Genomic DNA, 21,399 nt, shown 5'->3' on the forward strand with positions numbered 1-21,399 from the left:
ATGCACGTCCAGTATCTGGGTACCCGGATGAGTAGTGTGGCTCATCAAACGGCAACGTTTGGCGCGCCGACCGCTCGACCGTCATCGGTAGACCCCTCACTTCACGACCGAAAGGCAAAGCGTGGAACACTTCGACGCAATCGTTCTCGGCATGGGCCCCGGAGGTGAGGTCGCTGCCAGCCGCCTGATGGCCGCGGGCAAGACCGTGGCTGTCGTGGAACGCGAACTCATCGGCGGTGAGTGCGGCTACTGGGCCTGCATACCCTCCAAGACCCTACTGCGACCTCCCGAGGCGCGCCACGGAGTACAGCGTGCGGCAGGGGTGGGCGGCGCCGAGTTGGATTGGCCTGCGCTACGCGACTATCGCGATTACATGATCCGCCACCTCGACGACACCCAGCAGGTGGCCGGCTATGAGAAGCAGGGCGCCACCGTCGTCAAAGGCGTCGGGCGGATTACCGGCCCCGGTGCGGTGGAGGTTGACGGCCGACGACTCACCACGGACAACATCATCATCGCCACCGGCTCCGAGGCCTTCATCCCGCCCATCGACGGGATCGACACCGTCGACGTTTGGACCAACCGAGAAGCCACCACCCTCACCGACATCCCCCGACGCGTGGTGATGATCGGTGGAAGCGCCGTGGGCACGGAGCTGGGCCAGTTCTTGGCTCGCTTCGGTAGCCAGGTCACCATCCTCGAACGCTCCGGCAACCTGCTTTCACGTGAAGAACCGCAGGTCGGGGAACTCGTCGCCGAACAACTCACCCAGGATGGTGTCGACGTCCGCACCGGCGTCAGCGCCACCAGAACCACCAAGAACGGACAGGACATCACCGTCTCCCTCGACGACGGCAGCGAGATCGTCTGCGACGTCGTCGTCATCGGAACCGGACGCAGACCCCGCACCGAGAACTTGGGACTCGACACCATCGGGGTCACCGTCGGCGACAAGGGAGAGATCCAGATTGATGACACCGGTCGGGTTACCGACGGGGTGTGGGCGCTAGGCGATGTCACCGCGATCATGCCGTTCACCCACGTCGCCAAATACCAGGCGCGCGTCATCACCGACACGATTCTCGGCCGCCCACGCACCGCCAGCTACGACGGCATCCCCCGCGTCGTCTTCACCGACCCCGAGGTGGCAGCCGTCGGACTCACTACAGCCCAGGCCAACGAGCAGGGAATGGAGGTCGAGTCGGTCGTCCTTGAGCTCGCCGACACCATCGCCCGCCCTTGGACCTACGAGCAAGACCCCCAAGGTCACGTGGGTCTCCTCGTGGACACCGAACGTCGGGTCCTCGTCGGCGCGTGGGCGGTAGCCCCACAGGCAGGTGAGTGGATCCATCAGGCCGCGCTCGCCATCCGCACCGGCATCCCGCTCGAGACGCTGCTCGACCAGGTCGCACAGTTCCCTACCTACAGCGAGAGCTTTCTGACCGCTTTGGAGAAGCTCGACCGCGACAGCGCGTGACCGCCTTCAGATAGCCCGTGACTTCGGCGTCGCCAACTCGGCAGACGCCAGACCAGTTCAGAGCAACGGAACCAGGAGACAACCATGAGCGAGGCAGAGATCGGCCGCCCTGAAGGCCGCACCCAACACAGCGGCGTCGCCGAGGAACGCTACACCCGCTACCGCACCGACACCGGGCCGCTCCAGGCAGGTGACTTCGTCCAACTGATCCAAGGATACCTGCGTGAGTGGGTCTGCATGGGCCAGTGCAACCTCTACATCGCCGCCGCCGAATCTGACGCGCTGAAGGAACTCATCGGCGTGTATCTCCAGGATGTCTGCGACCCCAACCTCGCCGAGATGCAGAAGTACCTGGAAGACCACGGCTACACCGTGCCGATCCCCGCCGACCAGGCACCCACCTCCACCGCCCCCATCCAGACCGACTCCATCGACGACCGCACCATCGTCCTCGGCCAGTGGTTCGCCGTGCGCGCCTTCATGGAACTGTGGCACACCGGCGCCATGGCATCGGTCAACACCGACGTCCGAGACGCCTTCATCCGCAACTACCACCGCGCCAACCGCTGGCACATCGCCTACCACGACTTCGCCAGCCAGAACGGCTACCTCGACGCCCTACCGACCATCGACCCCGACAACCTCTAGCATCGACAGCCCAACCGCCTTCACCCAGTGCCTGAAGTTCCGCACCCGGCCCACAGGACTGCAGCCAGCCCTCGCCGGCAGGGCACCGATTACGACGATCAGGTTGCACTTACCAGCGGTGCGCCGCTGCAACCGAGACCACGGCCATTCATTCATACGATCGGCCGACGCGAGCATGCCCCGGGACGGTGGCCGTCCTCGATGTCGGCCTTCTTCATCCAGTTGCTCAGCGAGCCCTCGGAGATCCCGAAGTCCTTCGCGATCTGGGACAACGGAGCCTGGCCCTTGCGGGCCACCGCCACGACGTCGTCGCGGAACTCCTTCGGGTATGCCTTCGCGATAGCCGACATCCTTCCCAGCGAGGACGGATCCTCACAGGTCAGGTGTCAACCAAACCCTGGGCAGACCCAGGTGGAACAAGTGGAGGAACGAAGGTGACGTTCTTTTGCGCATGCCACGATGTTTGGGTTAGTCAGTGCTAGGACCAGTCTCGCCTGGGGTCGGGCGGCCAAATCGCGATCGCACCGGGCGACCGCGGCCAAGGACAGGAATGAGTGATTGTGGCAACGCTGAACAGGATCGTCCGCACCTCCCGCCCCGCTAGGGGTGGACGCCGTCCTCGCTGGATTGCGACCCTCGGGATTACCGCCGTGAGCCTCGCCGCGCTCACCGCCTGCGGCGGCGACACCGACGAGGGCGCGACCGGTCAGTCAGCTGATCCTGGCACGTCCGCGGAACTGGGCGGTGTGGCCGAGTACGACGACCTGAGCCGCAACCACGTCGAAGGCACAGTGGCCTACACGCAGAACCCGCCGGTCGGTGGCGACCACTCCCCGGTGTGGATCAACTGCGGCGCCTACACCGACCCGGTCCAGCCCGAGATGGCCGTCCACGCTCTCGAGCACGGCGCGGTGTGGCTCGCCTACGACCCTGCCCTAGACGCTGCCGATCTCGAGACGCTGGCGAGCGTGGCCGACGGCAACGGGTTCGTGCTGGTCTCGCCGGTGGCGGGGATAGAGGCGCCCGTGGTCGCGACGGCCTGGGGTCTGCAGTTGTCGCTCGAGTCCGTGGACGACGAACGGCTCACACAGTTCGTGACTAGCTACGCCCAGGGTCCGCAGACGCCGGAGCCGGGAGCCCCGTGCACCGGCGGGATGAGTTCGTGACACAACCCGACACCAACGCTATCGATGCCGGTACTCCTGGTGCCCCGTTCAGCGCGGGCACGGCGATCCTGATACTCGCGGCAACGGCGCTGCTTCTACTCGCTGGGGGCCTAGTGATCGGTATGCAACTGGGTGACGACGACACCAGCGACGTTCGCGACGGTTCCGCGGTCGATGTCGGGTTCCTACAGGATATGCAGGCCCACCACGCCCAGGCCGTCGAGATGGCGGTACTGATCCGTGACCGCACCAGTGACGAGGAGATCCGCCGCCTCGCGCTCGACATCGAGTTGACCCAGCAGCAACAGATCGGCCAAATGTATGGGCTGTTGGCGACCCGGGGTGAGCCGCAGAGCAACCCGACACCGATGGACTGGATGGCGCCCGCCGAGAGCCCGGCCTCGGACGCACACCAAAACATGGAGGGGATCGACAGCACACCGGGCGGCGTGATGACGATGCCGGGCATGGCCAGCCAGGCCGCCCTCGACCGACTCGCCAGCCTGCGCGGACGTGCCGCCGAGCGGCTGTTCCTTGAGTTGATGATCGCCCACCACCGGGGTGGCCTCCGGATGGCCGACGACGCCGCGGCGAACTCCGAGGAGCCCTGGATCCGGACGCTCGCGACCAGAATCGTCGAGGCCCAGACCGCCGAAACCAAGGCACTGCAGTCGCTCCTAGACGACCGCGGCGGACCTCTTCGGTGAGCATGAAGCTCGACCGACCACACCACGTCCGGCATCCTGCACTGCTCGCGTAAAGGTGTTGCGGCCGCTGCGCTTGCCGTTGCGGGACGAGCACCGTCGGTGCTGCGACGGCGACCGACCGTGCACCGCCAGACGAGCGGCTACCGCGAGCGGCTGCGGGTACCCCCGCTGCGCGACTCATGGAGGCGACTGTCGAAGTGCCGCAGAGCTTCTGGGAGGACGAGCGGGGATCGTTGCCCAGGCGGCGGGTCCGCGGCTTGGCGGAACTCTAGACGTCACCCGGGCCGCTGTAGGCCGATGGCCGGGATGAATCGGCCGACGTTGGCCAGGTAGTGGCGGTAGGGGTTGCCGTGGTGGCGTCGCAGGTAGGGCTCTTCGACGACACGGACCTGGAGCTCGGCGGCGATGAGGAGCAGCATCCAGCCGGCGACAGCGATGAGGTTGGGGACGACGAGGGCGATTCCGGCGCCGGTGACGAGCATGGCGGTGAAGATCGGGTTCCGGACCAGCCCGAACGCACCGATGGTGACCAGGTCTGTCTGTTCGGACTCGTCGACGCCGATCCGCCAGCTCTCCCCCATCGCGAGCTGGGTGAGTAAGGTGCCGGCGATGCCCAGCGCGGCGAGTACAACCCCGGTTTACGCGAGCCAGGCTTGGTCGAGCCCCGGGAGCTTGGGGAGGCCGAGGAGACCCGCGACGCTACCGAGTACGCCGGTGACCAGCGCGGCGGCGAACAACACACCGGCCCACCACTCGGCCGTGCCCGGCGATCCGCTGAGGCCGCGGAACCCGGTGTCACCGGTGCGTCGGATCTGTACCAGGGTGCGAATCACGAACCCGACCAGGGCGTAGAGAGCGAACAGGGTCAGGGCGAGCCACTCCATGACGCTCACCGGCCCTCGTCGTGCGCGCAGCAGCCGTCAGCACAACCCTCGCCAGCGGTCTCCTGTGACGTGGCATCGCGGAGCGGGGTTGGACCGCAGGCACAGCCCTCCCCCCGCCAGGCCTCGAGACCCTCGCGGACGGCGACGGCGGCGATCACCAGCCCGGCGATCGGATCGGCCCACGACCAGCCGAGGGTGGCGTTGAGGACCAGGCCGGCCAGGAGCACCGCGGACAGATAGGTGCACAGCAGTGTCTGGGTGGAGTCGGCGACCACTGCGTTCGAGCCCAGGCTCTTTCCGGTGCGCCGCTGCGCCCAGGAAAGGAACGGCATGATCACCAGCGAGGTCGCGGCCAGCCCCATGCCTACCGGGGAGGCGTCCGGTTCGTGCCCGCTCACTAGTGCCCGCACCGACTCGACCGACACGTAGGCGGCGAGCGCGAAGAACGACAACGCCATCAGCCGCAGCGCGCGCCGCTCGCGGGACTCCGGGAGCGGGTGCCGGAACTGCCACAGAATGATCAGTCCGCTACTGACCTCGACGATGGAGTCCAGCCCGAACCCGACCAGCGCGATCGACCCGGCTACCAGGCCGGCGGTGATCGCGATGACGGCCTCGATCAGGTTGTAGGAGACTGAGGCGGCCGCGAGCAGCTGAGCGCGGCGCCCGAGCTGGCGCCGCCGGGCGGGGTCCTCGACGTACGTCGCGGCGTGGACGTGGCTGCTCACTGCGCGATGCCTTCGCCGTAGGTGGGGCACAACACGACCGCGTCGCCTGTGGCCGCGAGGAGCTCCTCGGCGGCGGCGAACACCTTCAGCACCGCGCCGGGGTGGGTCAGCGAGAACATCGACGCACGACCGGCCGGCCGGGACTCCACCAGCCCGCAGTCGCGCAGGCACGCCAGGTGTTTGGAGACCGTGGACTGCGCCAACCCGAGGTGGGAGGTTAGTTCGGCTACGTTGTGCTCGCCGAGCAGCAAGTGTCGCAGGATCGCTACCCGCGAGGGGTCACTCATCCCCCGGAACAGGCAAGCTGCGGCCCGGGCAGCGGAGGTCTCTTCGACGCCAGCCGAGAGCTGTGCATTGGCCGCCCGCAGATTCATCGTCATCCAGCGATGATAGCGTCGCCTGGTCCAAGCATGTCAAGCGCCGGCGCGGTGCAACTTCGGACGCAGGGACGTGGCAGGCGCGCCACTACCCAGTGGCGAAGACGGCAACGGAATCGATGTCCAATCCGACGGAAATGTCTAGCGACGCGGTATCAGCGCGACTCCCGTCTGCGTCAACCTGGACGAGATCCCGGACTGCGTCAGAGAATGTCCCGAGTTTGAATGCGAACGACGAAGGCCCTCCGCCGGTGGTGGGCGGCGCGACGGCTGCTTGTCGAGCGCCCCTCTTACGGAAGGTAACTTATCGGCGCTCAATCCGCGGGAGCTATTTCCGCAGGTCAGAGCCCTTTTTCGCGTCAAGTGAGCGAATCGCTCACTCTTTGGCACTCCAGACCTGCGCGGATCCGACGGTCGTCCGTCGCTGTCGTGACGTAACCCGGCTCGCTCTCAGGCCCGTCAGGCTTCTGCGTGTGCGTAGTGGCGAGGCGGTCGTCGGGCGTCATCGTTGCGCATCACGCTTGTTGTGACTGACCCTCAGATGCGTGAGCAGCGTCGGATGAAGTAGCTGATCGCGGAGGCCATCACGTGGGGGCGACACGCCCACCGCAGGTCCGCAAGATTCGGATCCTGTCGTGTTAGGCAGGAGGGTGCAGGTGCAGATGCGCTTGTACCGCTCGGCGTCTTCCCCCGCCAACGGCTGGAGGAGACCGCATGCCCATCGAGTCTGGACGCTGCCGCACCGGCAGTGCGCTGCACGTTAGCGACACGCTTGAGCGCGTACCTCGCGACACGCCGCTGGTGTCGCCGGTCGTCTCGGTGGGCTCCAGGTGCGACCGCAGCCGAGAGGCCACCCAAGGAGACCGAAGTGGACGCGGCGCGCACCTTCCGCGGCACGACAGGAGTGTCGGTAGTCGCCCGTACGGTAGCTCCAGGAGCACTGCTCCCGGCTTCGGGACCACAGCAGTTCCACGCGACCGCGGCTCCGCGGCCGCTCGGCGCCGTCCAGGCAGGACCCGATGACCATGAAACCCCCACCCCCGGAGAAGCCGCCCGGCGAGCATTACTCGGTGCCGCCGGAGGTGCCGGCCGGCCTGATCCCGATCGGCGAGGAACTCTCCCGCCTGGAGGAGACCGCCCGCTTCTCCGCCCAAGGTCAGTTCGAGGCCGCGAAGTCGTGGCAGCGCTGGAACTTCATCCTCGGCGTCCCCGCCAGCGTCTTCGGTCTGTTCAGCGGAGGCGCCGCGTTCACCGAAGCGTTCCCCGTGTGGGTCGTCGGCGGCGGCGCGCTCATCGGCGCAGCCCTGGCCGGGATTATGACGGTGATGGGCGCGGAACGTCGCGCCACCCGCGCGAAGACCTGCGCGAACACGTTCCACGACATCCAGGACGAGGCCCGTCGCCTGCTGCTCATCAACCTGGCGTCGATGGACCCGGATGAGGCGCACGCCGCTCTGAGGGCGCTCTGCGACCGGTACTCGGAGACCCGTCACGCCGCGGACGCCCCGGCGAGGCGCTTCTACAGCCGGGCCAAGAAGAACATCACCGTTGGTGGCCAGCAGTTCGCCATCGACGCAGCCAAGGCCGCGTACGCGAGCACCGCTTCCCCGCCCCCAGGCCCGGCGACCTCCGCGGGCCCGACCCTGACCCCAACCCAGCCGCCCACCGACACACCCGCCGACCCGGCGGTGCCGCAGGCCGTCCCGAACAGGAGAACTGACCATGGCTGAACTCGCCTCTTCCTTCGCGAAGGCCCAGTCGAACATCGAGCCCAGCGACGAGGACTGGGACAACGCGCCGGAGGCACACCAGGCCATCGCCGACATCCTCCGCGAGGACGAGACCCTGAAGAAGTGGGGCATCAACCCCATCCTCATCGGCTCCTACGGCCGACGGGTCTCGATCCGGCGCGTCTACGACGTCGACATGTTCTGTCGCCTCGACGATTACCCCGAGGGCGTCACCGCCGACGAGGTCCTCGACCGGGTCTACGAGGTCCTCGTCGACGCCTACGACGAGGAGTCCGTCACCCGTGAAGACCGTTCGGTCAAGGTGCTGGTGCCGGACGCCGACGGCCTGTACGTGGATGTCGTACCGGCCCGCGATGCCGGCTCGGTCTGGGAGATCCCCACCGAGGACGGCGAGTGGATCGCCACGAACCCCGTGAAGATGACGGAGCTGAAGGAGGACAAGAACGCCGACTTCGACGAGATGTACGTGCCGTGCGTGAAGCTGCTGCGCCAGGCCCGGCGCACGCTGCTCGGCAAGACCAAGCCGGGGGGCTTCGCCGTTGAGATAGCCCTATTCACTGCCTGCGAGGAGGGGCTCGTCACCAAGACCACCTCGATGACGGAGTTCTTCGCCTCCGCGATGGAGGGCGTCGCTGACGTGTTCCGCCGCATCGCCGACGACGGGTTCGAGATCCCCGACCCTTCGATGCCCGGCGAGGTCATGGTGTTCGACGACGACGCCGACTTCGCGACGGCCGCCGACAAGTTCGAGTCGGCCGCCGCGGACGCTCGCGCGGCCGTCGACATGGACGAGGACGAGGCCGGGAAGGCCGCGCTGCTGATCCAGGCCATCTTAGGTCCGAACGACGACTTCGAGAACGTGTTCCCGATGCCGCACGGCTACGACAAGGACGGCAACAAGAAGGCCAGCAGCAACCGCACTGCCGGTGACCGCAAGCCCACCCCGGGACCGCTGCGCTTTGGCTGACGAGCTCGAGGCCGACCAGCCCGAGGGCGCGGACGTCGACGACTGGGAGGACCACGTCGCCTTCCTCCGCGAGATGTTCATCAACGACCTGGTCCGACGGGGTTTCCGGCTCATTAGCGACAAGTCCGAGGGGGCACGCAGCGATGCCGTCCTTACCGACAGCCGCGTCACCGTGCTCGTGGAGGACGGGTTCCCGTACACGCCGCCCCGGGTGCGCACGGAGGTCCCCGGTCCGATGTCATGGCACCGGGACAGTCTCGGGCACCTGTGCCTGTACACGGCGCGCGACCACGACGGGCAGCCCTGGCTGGACGCCGACGTCTTCCTGGCGCGCATCGAGGAGTGGTTCGCGAAGAACGACGCGGGCTGGCCCGACGACCCGCCGGCGCTGGACCTGGAGGCTTACCTCAGCCTGCCCGTCGACAGCCGCTTCATCCTCTACAGCGACCTGGACACCTACACCGACGACTACGTCAAGCTGCGCGGCGACCAAGGACAGGTGCGGCTCGAGGGAGCTGGGAAGGTCCCGAAGCGCAGCACCAAGGGCTATCTGAGCGGCTACGTCACCGACATCGGCGAGGTCGCCACGCCACCGATCGATTGGGAAGCCCTGATTGAGAACGTCCCTGAGCCGGACAAAATCCGCGGCGCCATCGAACGCGCCCGCGTCGACGTGCTGCTGGTGCAGTACCGACGCGGGGACCAGCGTGGGGCGCTCGCCGTGACCTTCCCTGCCGACGGCCACGCAAAGCCGTCGCGCCGAGGGAACGGCCAGGGCAGCCGTCGAACGCGGTCCGGCAACGGGTCGCGCGGCGGGTCGGCGAGCCAGCGGCACCCGCACTTGGCGTTCTCTGGCTCCGCGGACGCGGCTGCGATGCGACTCCGGTCAGGCTCGGCCGCGGCCGCCCTGAAGGACAAGCAGGTCTACGTCGTCGGGGCCGGCGCACTCGGCTCGCACATCTGCGACGGGTTGGTCCGGGCCGGGCTCGGCCACCTGACGGTGCGTGACTACCAAACACTCACGCCCGGCAACATGACCAGGCACCTCGTGGCCAACCTGCTCTACGTCGGCCACAACAAGGCACGGGTGGTCGAGGCGGTGCTGAAGAACCGGCCGTACAGCCAGACGAAGATCGAATCGGTGCCGGACGCCCTCACGAGCCCGGCCGAGGCCGCTGAACTGCTTCGCGGATACGACCTGGTGGTCGACGCCACGGCGGATGGTTCGGTGACCTGCATGCTGGAGACTGCTGCCGGGTTCACCGGCATCCGGTTCGTGACCACGTGCTTGCAGAACGAGGGACGGTCGATGCGCGTCGACGTGGTGCCTCCTCTCGACGGGGCGGCGCCGCTGGCCCCGACCGTCATCAGGCCCTCGTCCACCCCGGAAGTGTTCGAGGCCGGGTGCGGCCTCCCGGTCTCGCCGACGCCGCCGTACGCCGTGGCCGAAGCGGCCGCGATAGCGGTGCGGCACAGTGTCGGGCTGCTGGCCGGGACCCCGGAGTCCCCTGCGGGTGAACATCGAGACCTCGATTGAACGAGACGTGAACGACGCCGAAGACGTCCGCGCCACGCATCCCGTGCCCGAGGTCCGGATCAGCGCACAAGCGCGAGATGCGCTGGGTGCCGCGGCTCGCGCGTCCCTTCGCGCCGAACGCGGCGGCATCCTCATCGGCTATCGGGAAGCCCACGACGTCGTCGTCGAGGACATCGTCCAGGTGCCCGACTCCACCGCGGGCCGCACTACTTACCTGCGACGCGAAGGCCCCGCCCAGCACGCGCTGGACGCCTACCTCGACCGAGCCAGGGCCGACGACGCCCTCGGTTATGTCGGCGAGTGGCACACCCATCCGAGGCCCGCGCCGCCGAGCCCGGTCGACCACCACGCCATGCGCACGATGGCGCGCAGGAGCCGGCAGCCGGTGGCCCTCATCGTGGCAGCCCTCCGAGACGACCATCGGTCCGTGGACCTGCACGCACTCATCAGCGAACCTCGACGGCTGCGGGACCGGGTCACCGGCCGTCACACGGTCGCGGTCGTCAGCATGGAGTGAGCGGCGTGTCCCGCGCGCGGCCACACGGTGCGAGCCAGTCATCAACAGCGGACCGACAGCTACGAAGACTTGATCCAACCGTTGGTCGTGTCACAACTACGACCCTCATGGCAAGGGCCGAGCTAACTGGCGGGTTGCCAGCCGAAGGCGGATCTTGCCAACTACCTGGCGGCGTCTGGTCGCCCCCTGCGACGCTGTACTCGGAGACTCTCTACTCCGGGAGTCAACTGCTCGTCGAGCAGCAGCAACCGCGGCTTGGCCTCGCGAGCGGGCCACAGGCGTGCGACGAAGGCGTACACGGCATCCCGTAGGCCGCTGCTGCTGAGGCAGCACCAGGTCGCTCCCAGATCATCGACGCCGGGCATCGGGTAGCGGGTGGCCTGCCCGTCCGGGGTCAGCGGGGCACGCCGAGCTAGATGTCCTTGACCGTCGGGGTGATGCCCAAGTCCACGAGGCGCTGCTGGATCTCCTCGGCCGCCTCGGCTTGCAGCACCAGCTGGATGGTGCCCTGGAGATAGCTGATCTGCCGTTCATCCAGCGCCATGTAGAAGGTGCGGAACAGGGCGGCGAATCCGTCGGCGCTGTCTGCGCTGGCCAAGAGGTTGCTCGTGAAGGAGAACGCCACCTGCTTGTCCTTGGCAGGAGCCTCTTCGTCGCCTCCGGCGTCGGTGGATCCGCCCCCGGTCGTCGGCCTCTGGCCGCTGGCACCGCCGGCCGTGCCCGCTGTGCCGCGGCCCGCGGCGGCACCTTGGTCCCCGTCACTGCCGGTGGCGCAGTCGCCGTCGTGCGCGGGCTGGCCACACTTCGGGCAGGTGGCCGGCTTAGGCAGGGCCAGCCGCAGCCCTGTGCTGGAGAGGTTGACCTGGTTGGGCGCGGTTACTGCGACCGCAGTGCCTGCCCCGTCCACCACGGTCAGCAGGCCCTCGCTCACGGCGTCGTAGATAGCCTGCTGCAGGTCGCGATCGCCGGCGTATAGCAGCGGCAGCCGCGGCGCGCTGTAGAACGCCGCCCGGATGTCGGACAGGGTGCGCCCATAGTCCTGGTCGCGCAGGTTGTGCAGGAGTGCCTTGGAGCCGAACTGTCCGGCGTCGAAGACCTTGTCGCGGGCGGCCAGGCCCTTCCACACGATGGTGCCGTCGAGAGCGGCGAAGTTGTCGTCGTCGAAGGTGAGCTGGTCGAGGTACCGCTCCCCGTCCGGGTCAGGCTGGGCCAGGTAGGCGACGTGCTGGTAGGCCCGCTTCAGGGCCTTCTCCAGCTGCTCGCGCGCGGTGGCGAGTTCCTTGGTGCCAGTAGCCTTCAGCTCGTCATCGGCCTGGACCTCGGGCGCCGCGAGCGCCTTCTGCCGAGCGAGGTACTCCACGGCGACGCCTCGGACCAGGCCCCTGCGCTGGGTGTTCACGACGGCGTAGACGGCGCTACTGGCCCACTGGACCGGCAGCTGCTGCGCACCTTGGCCTAGACCCATGGCCATGGTGAGAGCCTCGAGCGTGTCAGCCTCCATCCCGTTGCGCAGGCTGTACTGCGCCGGGTCCAGCACGATCAGCCGGGTCGTGTATGCGGTGTCCAGACCCGCGGTCGACAGCACATCCGCGGCCGTCCGCTCCGCCTCGGCGGGCACGAACCGCAGATCGCGGAATGGCCCGCTGCTGGCGAGCTTCTGAGCGAACTCCGCGATCACCTGGTCCCGCTCAGGCTCGGTGATGGTGCGGCGGATGTTGTTGACCAGCATGCGGTGGGTCAAGCGGGTGGAGAGGAAGTAGCGCGCGGGCCTGTTGTTGCCCTGGCCCGGGATGATGTCGAGCGCGCTCAGCCCGCGATCGGGGTTGACCAGCTCGTCGACCACGCTGTCGGCGTCGGTGATCGTGTAGTTGACGTCAGGGACGCAGGTGGCGGCCTTGACCTCGGGTGCACTGGCGCCGCGGCCGCGGCCAGGGCGCAATGTGCCGACGATGCTGGCAAGGAAGATGAAGGTGGCCGCGCGCTCGGCGGCGCGGGGGTTGCTTTCGCTCCACAAGATGCTGGGCCGCTCGAGGTCCTGACGTCGCGCGGTCCCGCTGGTGCTGTCGTGGTTGACGACCTCGATCTCGGCCAGGCTACGGTAGTTGGCGATCGTGCGCTCGTCCTCCACCAACCCGCTGCCCAAGATCGCCTCGCGCACCGCACTGTCGGAGAGCGGAAGGTCGCCCGGCCCGATGAGTGCCGGTACCCATTCTCCTGCCTTGCCGCGCTGCTGCTGGGCGTACACCGTGGCGGCGAAGATCCGGATGGTCGACCGGACACGCTGGAAGCCGGTGACCTTGCTCCACTCCTCCTTGGCCACGCTCATCAGCATCGGGTGGAACGGATAACAAGCGGCCACCTCTTCGGCCCACCGACGGCGCCAGTCGGCGCCGATGGTCTCCCACACCTGCTTGGTCCAGGACTTGTCAGCGAGCACCGGCTCGAAGAGCTGGGCGGTCGCGGCGAGGACCTCACCGGCCGGCTCGGCGTCGAAGAGCCGCCGGCGCAGGATGTCGGCGAAGTCGCCCACCTCCGTGACAGTGGCGGGGGTGCCGTTGCGCTCGAGCAGGCTGTTCAGATCGTCACGGCGCTCCTGCGCGCCCCGGGACAACGCGGTCTTGTCGGTGTCCGAGGCGATCATCACCACCAGCATCGCCACGTGCGAGACGTCGTTGATGACATCAAGCAGGGCCCGCAGGAACGCCATGTCCTGGGCCGCGAGATCCGGCTTGTTCGTTCCATCAAGGCCGTTGCCGACGTAGTCGAGGACCTCATCGACGATGATCAGGACCGGTCTGTTCACTGCCCGGATGGCCTCGGCGATCTTGTGCTTGTCGCTCCAGAACGGCTGGTAGCGCTCGAAGAGCGAGTAGTCCTTGGAGAACAGCCGCCACAGGAAGCGCTCGTAGAGGTTGACCGCGGGGCCGTCGAGTTCCTGGACGCCGGCTGCGGGTGTCATGTTGTCGCACGGAAGCACGACGATGTGCGGTCGTCCCAGGTCGTTGGCCAGCGGCCGCCCCATCTTGGCCTTGGCCCGGTCCGCAACCCGCTGGCCGAGCTCGGTGCCCAGCAGCGCCTCCGGGTTGGAGGCCAGGTGGAACGCCCCGATGCAGGCGTGTGACTTACCGCCACCCATGCCCTGGTCGAGCCGTGTCACCGCGCGGGCCTTGAGATAGTCGTCGCCTCCGCCGATTCGCACAGCGATCTCGGTGAGCAGGTCGGTGAGCCGCTCGGTGGGGTGGGTGATGTCGCCGTAGTAGCCGGCCTCGGCGTACGGCGGCCGGTCGGTGCCGGTGCCATGCACTGCCCGGAACAGCGACATCTGTACATCGTCGATCTGGCCAGAGGCGTTGAGGATCTCCTGGCGGATCTTCAACGCCTTCCACCAGGGCGTCACGCTCGTGGTCACGGCTGTCCTCCTGGGCTGCTCTGCTCTTGTGCTCGTGGGGTGCTTGTGGTCATCAGATCAGCCTTAGCTGCGCGTCGTCGTCGTTCTGCGTGCGCGCCTTCTTGTAGTTGTTGGCTGCGAAGGCCTCGGCGGCGTTGCCGATGCCTGCTTTCGTGCGCAGGACACGGGTGAAGGCGACCGAGTCGGGATCGTTGTCCGGCAGCCGGTCGGCGAGGAATTGGACGGTGGCCCACAGGTAGGTGTCTTCGGGGTCGCGCTCGGCGGCGACGAGCACAGCGCCCATCGCCTCCAGGCCTTCTTCTGATGCGGCCGCGAGTGCGAGGGAGACGTCGATGACTGCGGAGTCGGCGTCGATCTTTCCCTTGAACTGGCTTGAGGAGATGAACCGCACGCCCTTGTCAGCGTCGGGGACCAGATCCCGGATGGCAGTCAGGTCCAGTGACGAGGCGAGCGCCTGCCAGCGCAGCTCTGACTTCGCCTGACCCTGGCGGCCATAGAGCCGGACCCACCACAGCGCGAACCGGGTGCGGGTGTCGAACGTTTCCAGGGGCTGGTGGTTGATCTCGACGGCCATAGCGTCTTGCACCGCGGCGCGGGCTAGCGGCAGGAACGTCGCGATGTCGACCGGCTCGCCCTTGGCGTCGAGGACCTCGCTGTAGCGGCCCACGACCTCCATGGCGGGTCCGGCGGCGGCCATCAGCATGTCGGCAGGGGCCAGTCCCCACCGTTCCCAGTCGGGGTAGCGCTCTTTGACGACTTCCTTGATCTCTGCCTCGACGGCACCCTTCCGCCCTGGCGGGCGTCCCGCTGGTGCTGGCCTGCAGGCCATCGTGAGTGTGGTGACGATGTTGGTGAACCCGACCTTGCCGCCCGGCTCGGTCTTCGCCGGCCAGGCCCCCGTGAGCACGAGGCCTGCGTCGCGGATCGCGGTCAACAGCCGCTGCCACACCTCGGGTTCGCCGTGACCGAAGACGATCGTGACGACTCCATCAGCTTCGACCACGCGCTGGGCCTCGTGGAAGGCCTGGGTGATGAGCTTGTCGTAGTGCTGCCGGTTGCGGTGGTCGTTGTTGCTGGTGCCGCCCTTCTTGACGATGATCTCGTCCTGCTTCTCCTGCACGCCGTACTCGTGGGCTGTCATGCCGAGTTCGGGCCAGGATTCCGCGAGTGCTCGCTTGATCCACACGTAGAACAGGTCGCTGGCGTCGCTGTAGTCGATCATCGCGTCGTAGGGCGGGTCGGTGACGACAGCTGTGATGCTCCGGTCCCGGAAAGGGAGGCTCGTGGCCGATCCGCGGACCACCTCAGAGTGCTGCTGGGCTGTGTGGGGCGGCATGGTCGACTTGAGTGAGCTGATCGTCCCGTCGGCGACCGAGCGCCAGCTGCCGGGTCCGTCGGCGAGCCCGACCTCGAAGTAGTCGAACGAGAAGTTGATGCTCGATTCCGTCGCGAAGATGTCGTGGACCCCGGCTCGGCTGACGTCGAGGGTGCAGCCTCGAGTGGCGCGCCGGATCTTGCGGGCAAGCGCCGCGGCGGCGTAGCCGGTCATCGCCCGCACGTACTCGTCGCTGTTGCCGTGTTTGGCCAGTTCCGTGCCGATGTCTCGGATGATTCGGGCGATCGTTGTGAAGGACAGCGTCTGCCGGGCGTTCATCATGTCGCCGTAGGTCTGAGCGCCGTACACGGTGGCCTGGATGGTCCAGGTATTGCCGGCGGGGATCCGCTCGTCGGGAACCGCGGTGAGGAAGGGGCCGAAGCCTGGCTGCTCGCGGACGGCTGCGGTCGCAGCCTTGATCGCTTCGAGCTCGTCCGGTTCCAGGGCGCGGTAGGACTTGCCGACGTCGGGGTCGATGTCGGCGGCGATGAGCGGGGAGTCGCTTCCTAGTCCCTCAGCGAAGATCCTCATCTGCACGGGCCTGTCGTGGGCGTGGCTGCAGAACGGGCAGACTGCCAGCCGGCCGTTGCTGTCGTACTTGCTGCGTCCAGGTGGGACCTGTCGAGTGGGCGCCCGCCGAGGACCGCCCTCATGGACAACGACCTCCCAGGTCCCCGTCGTGGCGTCGGCGTCGATGTAGTACGACTGGCCCGGGTCATGGAAGGTGGCCTTTGTAGCCCGGTTCTTCCGGGTGCTGGGCCTGCGGAGTTCCAAGTGTCCGATGAGCGGGAAGTGGCGCGAGCATTCCTGGCACGGGATCGTGACAGCCCACAGATAGCCCCATGCATCGCGTCCCCCGACGGCCGGATAGAAGGCGGTCATCGCTTCGCGGTGCCGCACCTCGATCTCGTCGACGATGCGCTCGACGTCCGTCACCAGCCGCGGAGTGGTGTCCACGAGAGCGTCACTCGGTTCGCCGAAGGGAAGTTCGGGCTCTGCGCCCCAGTCGCGGAACGGGTAGTCGGTCAGCAGGCGTGAGGCGAGCACCGCGACGGGGCTGTAGTCGATCGCGTGTGCAGGGAGGCCCAGGCGTGCGGTCTCCAGCGGGATCATGCCGCGCCCCGAGAACGGATCGAGTGTGCTCACTCCGTCCGGGGAGTTGCGAAGGATCTCGGAGCGGAGCTGCGCGGCCTTCTCATAGCGACCGGTCATCGCGTCCCGGACCAGCTGCTGTAGTCGAGCCTGCTCCGCTACGTCGTCAGGCCAGGGGAGCAGGGAGCAGATCGTGGCTGCCTTCGCTTGGGCGGTGGGCCGCTTGGCGAACCAGGTCATGATCCCGACCTCCGCGTTGCCGCTCCCCCACCCTGACTTGCTATTGGCCGAGACCTCCGCACAGGGAAACCAGCGTTCGATCATTCGTGTCATGCGTTGCTCCCAGGTGCGTTCTTGAGGCTGCTGCCCGGGACACGGAAGATCGCGTCGCCGGTCATGTCGGTGGCGAACAGGGTGGCGGGGTCCTCGTAGGCGCCGAAGAAGCGGCCCTTGCCGTCGGCGCATTGGTCGACGACGTAGAGCCAGTAGTCCTTGCGGTGCTGGGTGGCGATGAGGACCTCGTTGCCGGTCACCCGGATGCCATTGCTGGCCGCGCTGCCGAGCACGCCCTTGACCTCCACGTGTCGGATCTGGCTGTTGCGGCGGGCGTCGAGGTCGTAGCCGCGGCCTTCGGTGTGGACGTCCTCGACGACCCACCCGTCGTCCTCGAGGAGCTGCTGGATGTGCCGCATGGAGACCAGTTCGGCGTCGATCTCGTGCTTCAGGCTGACGTCGGCCGCGGCGATGACCCGGATCCGGCCGATCAGCTTGGGCTGGGTCAGCTGCACGTCGGCCAGCCGCTCGAGCTCCTCGAGCCGTTGCGCGGTCTGCGTCTGGAGCCGGCGGCGCAGCTCGACGCGGATGTCGCGGTCCTTCATGCTCTCGGTGAGGTTCAGCGGCAGGTTCGTCAGGTCCCGGCGCGCCTGGGCAAACCAGTCCGAGCGCACCTTGCGGTGCTCAGCCACCGTGGCCGCGGCGACGTCGCGGGCAGACTCCAACGCTCGCCCTTCGCGAGCGGGGTGCGGCGCGGTGCCGGGCTGATCGGTCGGTACCAGGTTCGCCAGGGTCTCCCAGCGCACTGCTCGGGCGTTCCCGCTGTCGTCGACCTTGATCAGAGTCGCCCACGTACTGGCCCGCTTGCCGTCGCTCTCGGTCATCGTCGCCTCATAGGCGTACAGGTCGTACGGCGTCAGGCTGGTGGGGTCGGCGGCCGCACCCGACTGATGGAGGTCCTCGGCCAAACTCCGAGCGGCCAGGTCGATCAGATCGGTGAACCCTGGCTCTCCCGGGCCGAGGGTGATGGTGTCCCCGATGTCTATGCTCTCCTCCGCCTCGCGGACGGCATCGCCGCTAGTCGCGATATGGACCTCTACGCCGCCCCCAAGGTTGGCGGGCAACCTCTCCCCTGTCCGAGACAGGCGGCGGAAGCCAGGCCCGGCCGCGGTGGGCGCGGACTCGAGCACGCCGGCTGCTGCGAGCCGGTCGATGTAGGCCTCGACGATCGCAGGGTTGATTCGGGCGAACAGGTCACGCTGGAGCAGCGTCAATGCCGCCACGGCGTCGACCTGGCTGGCCAATCGCCGCTCGTTGTCCCGCACCTGCCGAGCCACCCGGGTGAGCTCGTGGGCCTGGACAGCTCGGGCGGCGTCGATCGCCTGCTGCTTCCTGACCTCGTCGTTGCCATACAAGTCGGAGAGCCACTTGTCGTAGTCGATGCCGGTGATCTCCGCGACGGCAGAGAGGCTGTCGAACATCTGGCCGCGCAGCTCGTTGGCGGCGGTGACGAAATTGTCGAGCAGCCGCAGCAGGGTCGCGCCCTCGCGGGTGTCGGTGGCGACCAGGTTGTACAGGTAGACGTCACGGTGCTGACCGACCCGGTGGATGCGCCCCATCCGCTGCTCGAGCCTGACCAGGGACCAGGGGATGTCGTAGTTGACCAGGACGTGTGCGGCCTGGAGGTCGATGCCCTCGTTGCCGGCGTCGGTGGTCACGATGACCTGGAACTCCCCGCGCATGAACGCCTTGCGCACCTCGTCCCGCTCCGGCTTGCTCTGCCGCCCCGAGTAGAGCTTGGCGGTGAACCCTTCGGCCTCGAGCCGCTGTGCGATCCACTCGGCGGAGTCGGCGTACTCGGTGAACACGACGGCCTGCTCGGCGTTTCCGGGCAGGATCCCGTGCTTGGTTAGGCAGTCGTCGGTGAGTCGCTTCCACTTCGACGGCTGCGAGGCGGGGCTGCTGACGGTGGCCTCGATCTGCTCGACCAGTGTCTTGATCGCGGTGCGCTCGGCCTTGGTCGACGTCGACCCGGTGTGGATGACCTTGGCCTCGTCGACCTCGGTCTCGTCGCCCTGGCCGTCGCTCTCGGCGATGAGCGCGGCCTCGGCCTCGCTCATCTCGCCCATGTGCTGTTGCCGGCGCTTCAGGGTCTCCGCGAGTGCGTGCAGGCTGGACGCGGCCCGCTTGCCGTACACCATCCGCGCCAGTGGCTGGGCCGCCGGTGGGAAGAACCGGTCGACCATGTCCAGCGCCGCCTGGTAGTACCCGTACTCGACGGCCGACAACGGGATGTTGTGGTTGTGGGCAGTCCGGCCCTTGAACAGCCGGGTCTTTCCGTCATAGTCGACCAGGTCCTCCTTCATGCGGCGCAGGAAGTGGATCGGGCCGGGCCGCAGGGCGCTGAGCTCCACGTTCGGGTCGTTACCCGGGTCGGGGTAGATTGCGGGGTCCACCAGGTGCAGCAGGTGCCGGAAGAGCCACTCCTTGCCACGGTGCGGGGTAGCGGTCATCAGCAGGGCCCGCGGGGTGTTCTTGGCCAACAGCCGCCCGACCTGGTGGAACCCTGCTGCGGTCGGGGTGAGCCGGTGAGCCTCGTCGAAGACGACCAGGTCCCAGCCGGCCTTGTCCGGGCGGATGGCGTCTTGCACCGCAGGGTTTACCGCGGCGAGCTCGAGCGAGACGACCCACAGGTCGTTGGAGTTCAGGGCGTCCTCTCGCACCGTGGCGGAGGTGAGCTGACGCAGCCCTCCGCCCAGCAGTCGCTCGAAGTCGTCGACCCATTTCGTGGCCAGGTTCGCAGGGCAGACGATCAGCGCTCGCCGGACCAGGCCCAGGCGCTGCATCTCCCGGAGGTAGAGGCCAGCCATGATCGTCTTTCCGGTGCCTGGCTCGTCGGCAAGCAGGAACCGCAGGAGCGGCTGGGGAAGCATCGCGCCGTAGACCGCGGTGGTCTGGTGGGCGTACGGCTTCAGCGGCGTGGAGGCCATCGCGCTGGTCTCGGCGTTCGTGGCCGCGGCATCCATCCACTGGGTCCACATCGCGGCCAACACTCGCGCAGAGTCGCCACGGCCGTCGCTGACCAGCGGTCGTACGGTCTGGGTGTCGCCCGCCCGCAGGTTCACCTCATGCCGGCGATCGCTGTCATCGACCAGGATCAGATCCCACGACCCCGGCTCCTCCCCCGGAAGCGCGAACCGGATCGTGGCGAACTCAGGCACCCCGGATGAACGAACCCGGACCCGCTGCCCCCGCTCGAACACCTGCTCAAGCTGCTCGCTCACAATCGACCCCTCAAGCGCTGATCGTGGGATCCGCGCCGCAACCCATCCGGGTATCGCGTGGGCGGCGCGGAAGAGCGGAGGGCAGGCATGCCTCAGATCCTCTCGCACATGCGGGGTCGGACGTGGCTGCTTCCGGCCCGAATACCATCCATGCACCCATCCGGTCGATTCTGAGATGCGGTTCCCCGCCCCTCAGATCAGCTGGCGAGCCACTAGTGGTTGCGGATGATCGCCTCGCTCGTTGAGCTCGCCTTAGCCGCACAGATCCCAGCGCACGCGGCAGTAGCGGGTCAAGGTGGCGCCACCGCCCGTGCTCGAATGCGGTGTCCGCCTCGACCTCCACGACCAGGACGGGGTCCACGCGCGTGATCGCGACCGGCTCGCTCGAGAACCGGCCCAGGTGCCGCGTGTCGAGCTCGCCAGGCCACGGGGTGAGTGTCGGCGGCGGCCAGGACGGCGCCCAGTTCCGCCGCCTGCGGCGCCGTGAGCGGGTGGGTCGCGCCGGCGACCCGGAGCTCCCCTGCGGCGGTCCGTAGGCCGAGGATGAGCCGGTCCGGCCGTCAGGAACGCCAGGCGCCGGGAGAAGCGAGCCGCGCGAAGGTCCCTGACCCGCGCGTCGAATCCTCCTGGGCCCGGCGCATGACGTGTTGGACGGCGCCCTTGGTCACGCCTAGCAGCCGCGCGATCGTCAGCAGCGACAGCCCCGGATGGGTGCGCAGGTAGACCACGGTCGCGGCTCGGAGCTCGGCGTTGCTCTTCGTCAGCTGGGCCAGATGGTCATGCAGAACGCTCGTCAGCTGTGCAACGCCCTCCGGCCCGCCGTACCGAGACGCCCAGCCTGGTGCTGCTTCCGCGGCCGCGGCGAGGAAACCTGACGGGTTGCGAAGCACGTCCTCCACCACCTCGGCCGGCACGGCGGTCACATCGGTGGGCTGCATGCTGCCGACCTTAACGGCCCCAGCGCGCGCCGCCGACTGGTCACGATCCTGCTCCAGTGCCGTCGAAGTCGAAGGCGACCTGGGCGTCGACCGGACGGGTTCCAGGTCGAGTCGCTCCACTCGATGCCCGTCCGGTCGGTCATCGCGACTCCTCCCGCGAGCGAGCCGCTGAGAACGGCGGCCAGTAGATGTCCGGCCCCGTCGAGGACCCGACAGCCGGCCGGTGCGCGCCCCCTCCCCCGGCCTCGTCAGTCACCTCAGCGACCGCG

The 21,399-nt window shown here is 68.0% G+C and carries 14 protein-coding genes and 2 pseudogenes; 8 read left to right on the forward strand and 8 right to left on the reverse strand.

The genetic code is table 11. The annotated features are described in order from the left end of the window. Nucleotides 1-121: 121 nt before the first annotated feature. The gene (locus AC57BS_RS01185; RefSeq protein WP_496409721.1) at nucleotides 122-1,477 is read left to right on the forward strand and encodes a dihydrolipoyl dehydrogenase family protein; all 1,356 of its coding nucleotides are present in this window, start codon (nucleotides 122-124) and stop codon (nucleotides 1,475-1,477) included. Nucleotides 1,478-1,561: 84 nt separating this feature from the next. Further along, nucleotides 1,562-2,125: a hypothetical protein gene (locus tag AC57BS_RS01190; RefSeq protein WP_496409722.1), complete on the forward strand. Its 564-nt coding sequence runs from the start codon at nucleotides 1,562-1,564 to the stop codon at nucleotides 2,123-2,125. A 191-nt stretch (nucleotides 2,126-2,316) separates the two neighbouring features. Here AC57BS_RS01190 and AC57BS_RS01195 read toward each other — a convergent pair. Beyond that, nucleotides 2,317-2,475: pseudogene (locus tag AC57BS_RS01195) on the reverse strand (transposase); the annotation flags it as partial. Between the two features lie 300 nt (nucleotides 2,476-2,775). Between AC57BS_RS01195 and AC57BS_RS01200 the strand changes: the two are divergent. After that, the gene (locus AC57BS_RS01200) at nucleotides 2,776-3,291 is read left to right on the forward strand and encodes a thioredoxin-like domain-containing protein (protein ID WP_496409723.1); all 516 of its coding nucleotides are present in this window, start codon (nucleotides 2,776-2,778) and stop codon (nucleotides 3,289-3,291) included. Next, nucleotides 3,288-3,998, forward strand: coding sequence for a DUF305 domain-containing protein (locus AC57BS_RS01205; RefSeq protein WP_496409724.1), 711 nt, complete (start codon nucleotides 3,288-3,290; stop codon nucleotides 3,996-3,998). Before AC57BS_RS01200 ends, AC57BS_RS01205 begins: the two co-directional genes overlap by 4 nt. Before the next feature lie 275 nt (nucleotides 3,999-4,273). Here the strand turns inward: AC57BS_RS01205 and AC57BS_RS01210 are convergent. The 4 genes and pseudogenes from AC57BS_RS01210 to AC57BS_RS01225 all read right to left on the reverse strand — a co-directional run. Continuing rightward, nucleotides 4,274-4,621 (reverse strand): annotated as a pseudogene (locus tag AC57BS_RS01210) (methyltransferase family protein); the annotation flags it as partial. A 15-nt stretch (nucleotides 4,622-4,636) separates the two neighbouring features. Further along, the gene (locus tag AC57BS_RS01215; RefSeq protein ID WP_496409725.1) at nucleotides 4,637-4,891 is read right to left on the reverse strand and encodes a hypothetical protein; all 255 of its coding nucleotides are present in this window, start codon (nucleotides 4,889-4,891) and stop codon (nucleotides 4,637-4,639) included. Then, the gene (locus AC57BS_RS01220; RefSeq protein ID WP_496409726.1) at nucleotides 4,888-5,610 is read right to left on the reverse strand and encodes a cation diffusion facilitator family transporter; all 723 of its coding nucleotides are present in this window, start codon (nucleotides 5,608-5,610) and stop codon (nucleotides 4,888-4,890) included. The genes AC57BS_RS01215 and AC57BS_RS01220 overlap by 4 nt, the downstream gene beginning before the upstream one ends. Further along, nucleotides 5,607-5,990 (reverse strand): ArsR/SmtB family transcription factor, encoded by a 384-nt coding sequence (locus AC57BS_RS01225; protein WP_496409727.1) that lies wholly within the window; start codon nucleotides 5,988-5,990, stop codon nucleotides 5,607-5,609. The genes AC57BS_RS01220 and AC57BS_RS01225 overlap by 4 nt, the downstream gene beginning before the upstream one ends. A gap of 1,067 nt (nucleotides 5,991-7,057) precedes the next feature. Here AC57BS_RS01225 and AC57BS_RS01230 point away from each other — a divergent pair. From AC57BS_RS01230 to AC57BS_RS01245, 4 genes are read left to right on the forward strand one after another with little or no spacing between them, the layout of a single operon-like run. Then, entirely contained in the window at nucleotides 7,058-7,717 is a 660-nt protein-coding gene (locus tag AC57BS_RS01230; protein ID WP_496409728.1) for an SLATT domain-containing protein, read from the forward strand. Beyond that, on the forward strand, nucleotides 7,710-8,705 hold the full coding sequence (locus AC57BS_RS01235; protein WP_496409729.1) for an SMODS domain-containing nucleotidyltransferase: 996 nt from the start codon (nucleotides 7,710-7,712) through the stop codon (nucleotides 8,703-8,705). The genes AC57BS_RS01230 and AC57BS_RS01235 overlap by 8 nt, the downstream gene beginning before the upstream one ends. Continuing rightward, nucleotides 8,698-10,242, forward strand: a complete 1,545-nt coding sequence (locus AC57BS_RS01240; protein ID WP_496409730.1) for a ThiF family adenylyltransferase — start codon at nucleotides 8,698-8,700, stop codon at nucleotides 10,240-10,242. Before AC57BS_RS01235 ends, AC57BS_RS01240 begins: the two co-directional genes overlap by 8 nt. Nucleotides 10,243-10,249: 7 nt before the next feature. Continuing rightward, nucleotides 10,250-10,759 carry a Mov34/MPN/PAD-1 family protein gene (locus tag AC57BS_RS01245; RefSeq protein WP_496409731.1) on the forward strand — a complete coding sequence of 170 codons (510 nt, stop codon included), beginning with the start codon at nucleotides 10,250-10,252 and terminating at the stop codon, nucleotides 10,757-10,759. Between the two features lie 412 nt (nucleotides 10,760-11,171). On the opposite strand, the gene AC57BS_RS01250 is transcribed toward AC57BS_RS01245, so the two are convergent. The 3 genes from AC57BS_RS01250 to AC57BS_RS01260 form a co-directional block, all read right to left on the reverse strand. Continuing rightward, complete coding sequence (locus AC57BS_RS01250) at nucleotides 11,172-14,168, reverse strand: DUF499 family protein (RefSeq protein ID WP_496409732.1); 2,997 nt, start codon at nucleotides 14,166-14,168, stop codon at nucleotides 11,172-11,174. A gap of 2,796 nt (nucleotides 14,169-16,964) precedes the next feature. Next, the gene (locus AC57BS_RS01255; RefSeq protein WP_496409733.1) at nucleotides 16,965-20,192 is read right to left on the reverse strand and encodes a helicase-related protein; all 3,228 of its coding nucleotides are present in this window, start codon (nucleotides 20,190-20,192) and stop codon (nucleotides 16,965-16,967) included. A gap of 560 nt (nucleotides 20,193-20,752) precedes the next feature. Beyond that, nucleotides 20,753-21,130, reverse strand: a complete 378-nt coding sequence (locus AC57BS_RS01260) for a hypothetical protein (RefSeq protein WP_496409734.1) — start codon at nucleotides 21,128-21,130, stop codon at nucleotides 20,753-20,755. Nucleotides 21,131-21,399 lie beyond the last annotated feature (269 nt).

This window comes from Nocardioides sp. BGA-UO-ETr-FS32 (genome assembly GCF_059567905.1).

Coding starts and splice junctions, on each gene's coding strand:
- AC57BS_RS01235 (WP_496409729.1), top strand. CDS start 7,710: ATGGCTGAACTCGCCTCTTCCTTCGCGAAGGCCCAGTCGAACATCGAG.
- AC57BS_RS01260 (WP_496409734.1), bottom strand. CDS start 21,130: ATGCAGCCCACCGATGTGACCGCCGTGCCGGCCGAGGTGGTGGAGGAC.
- AC57BS_RS01190 (WP_496409722.1), top strand. CDS start 1,562: ATGAGCGAGGCAGAGATCGGCCGCCCTGAAGGCCGCACCCAACACAGC.
- AC57BS_RS01225 (WP_496409727.1), bottom strand. CDS start 5,990: ATGACGATGAATCTGCGGGCGGCCAATGCACAGCTCTCGGCTGGCGTC.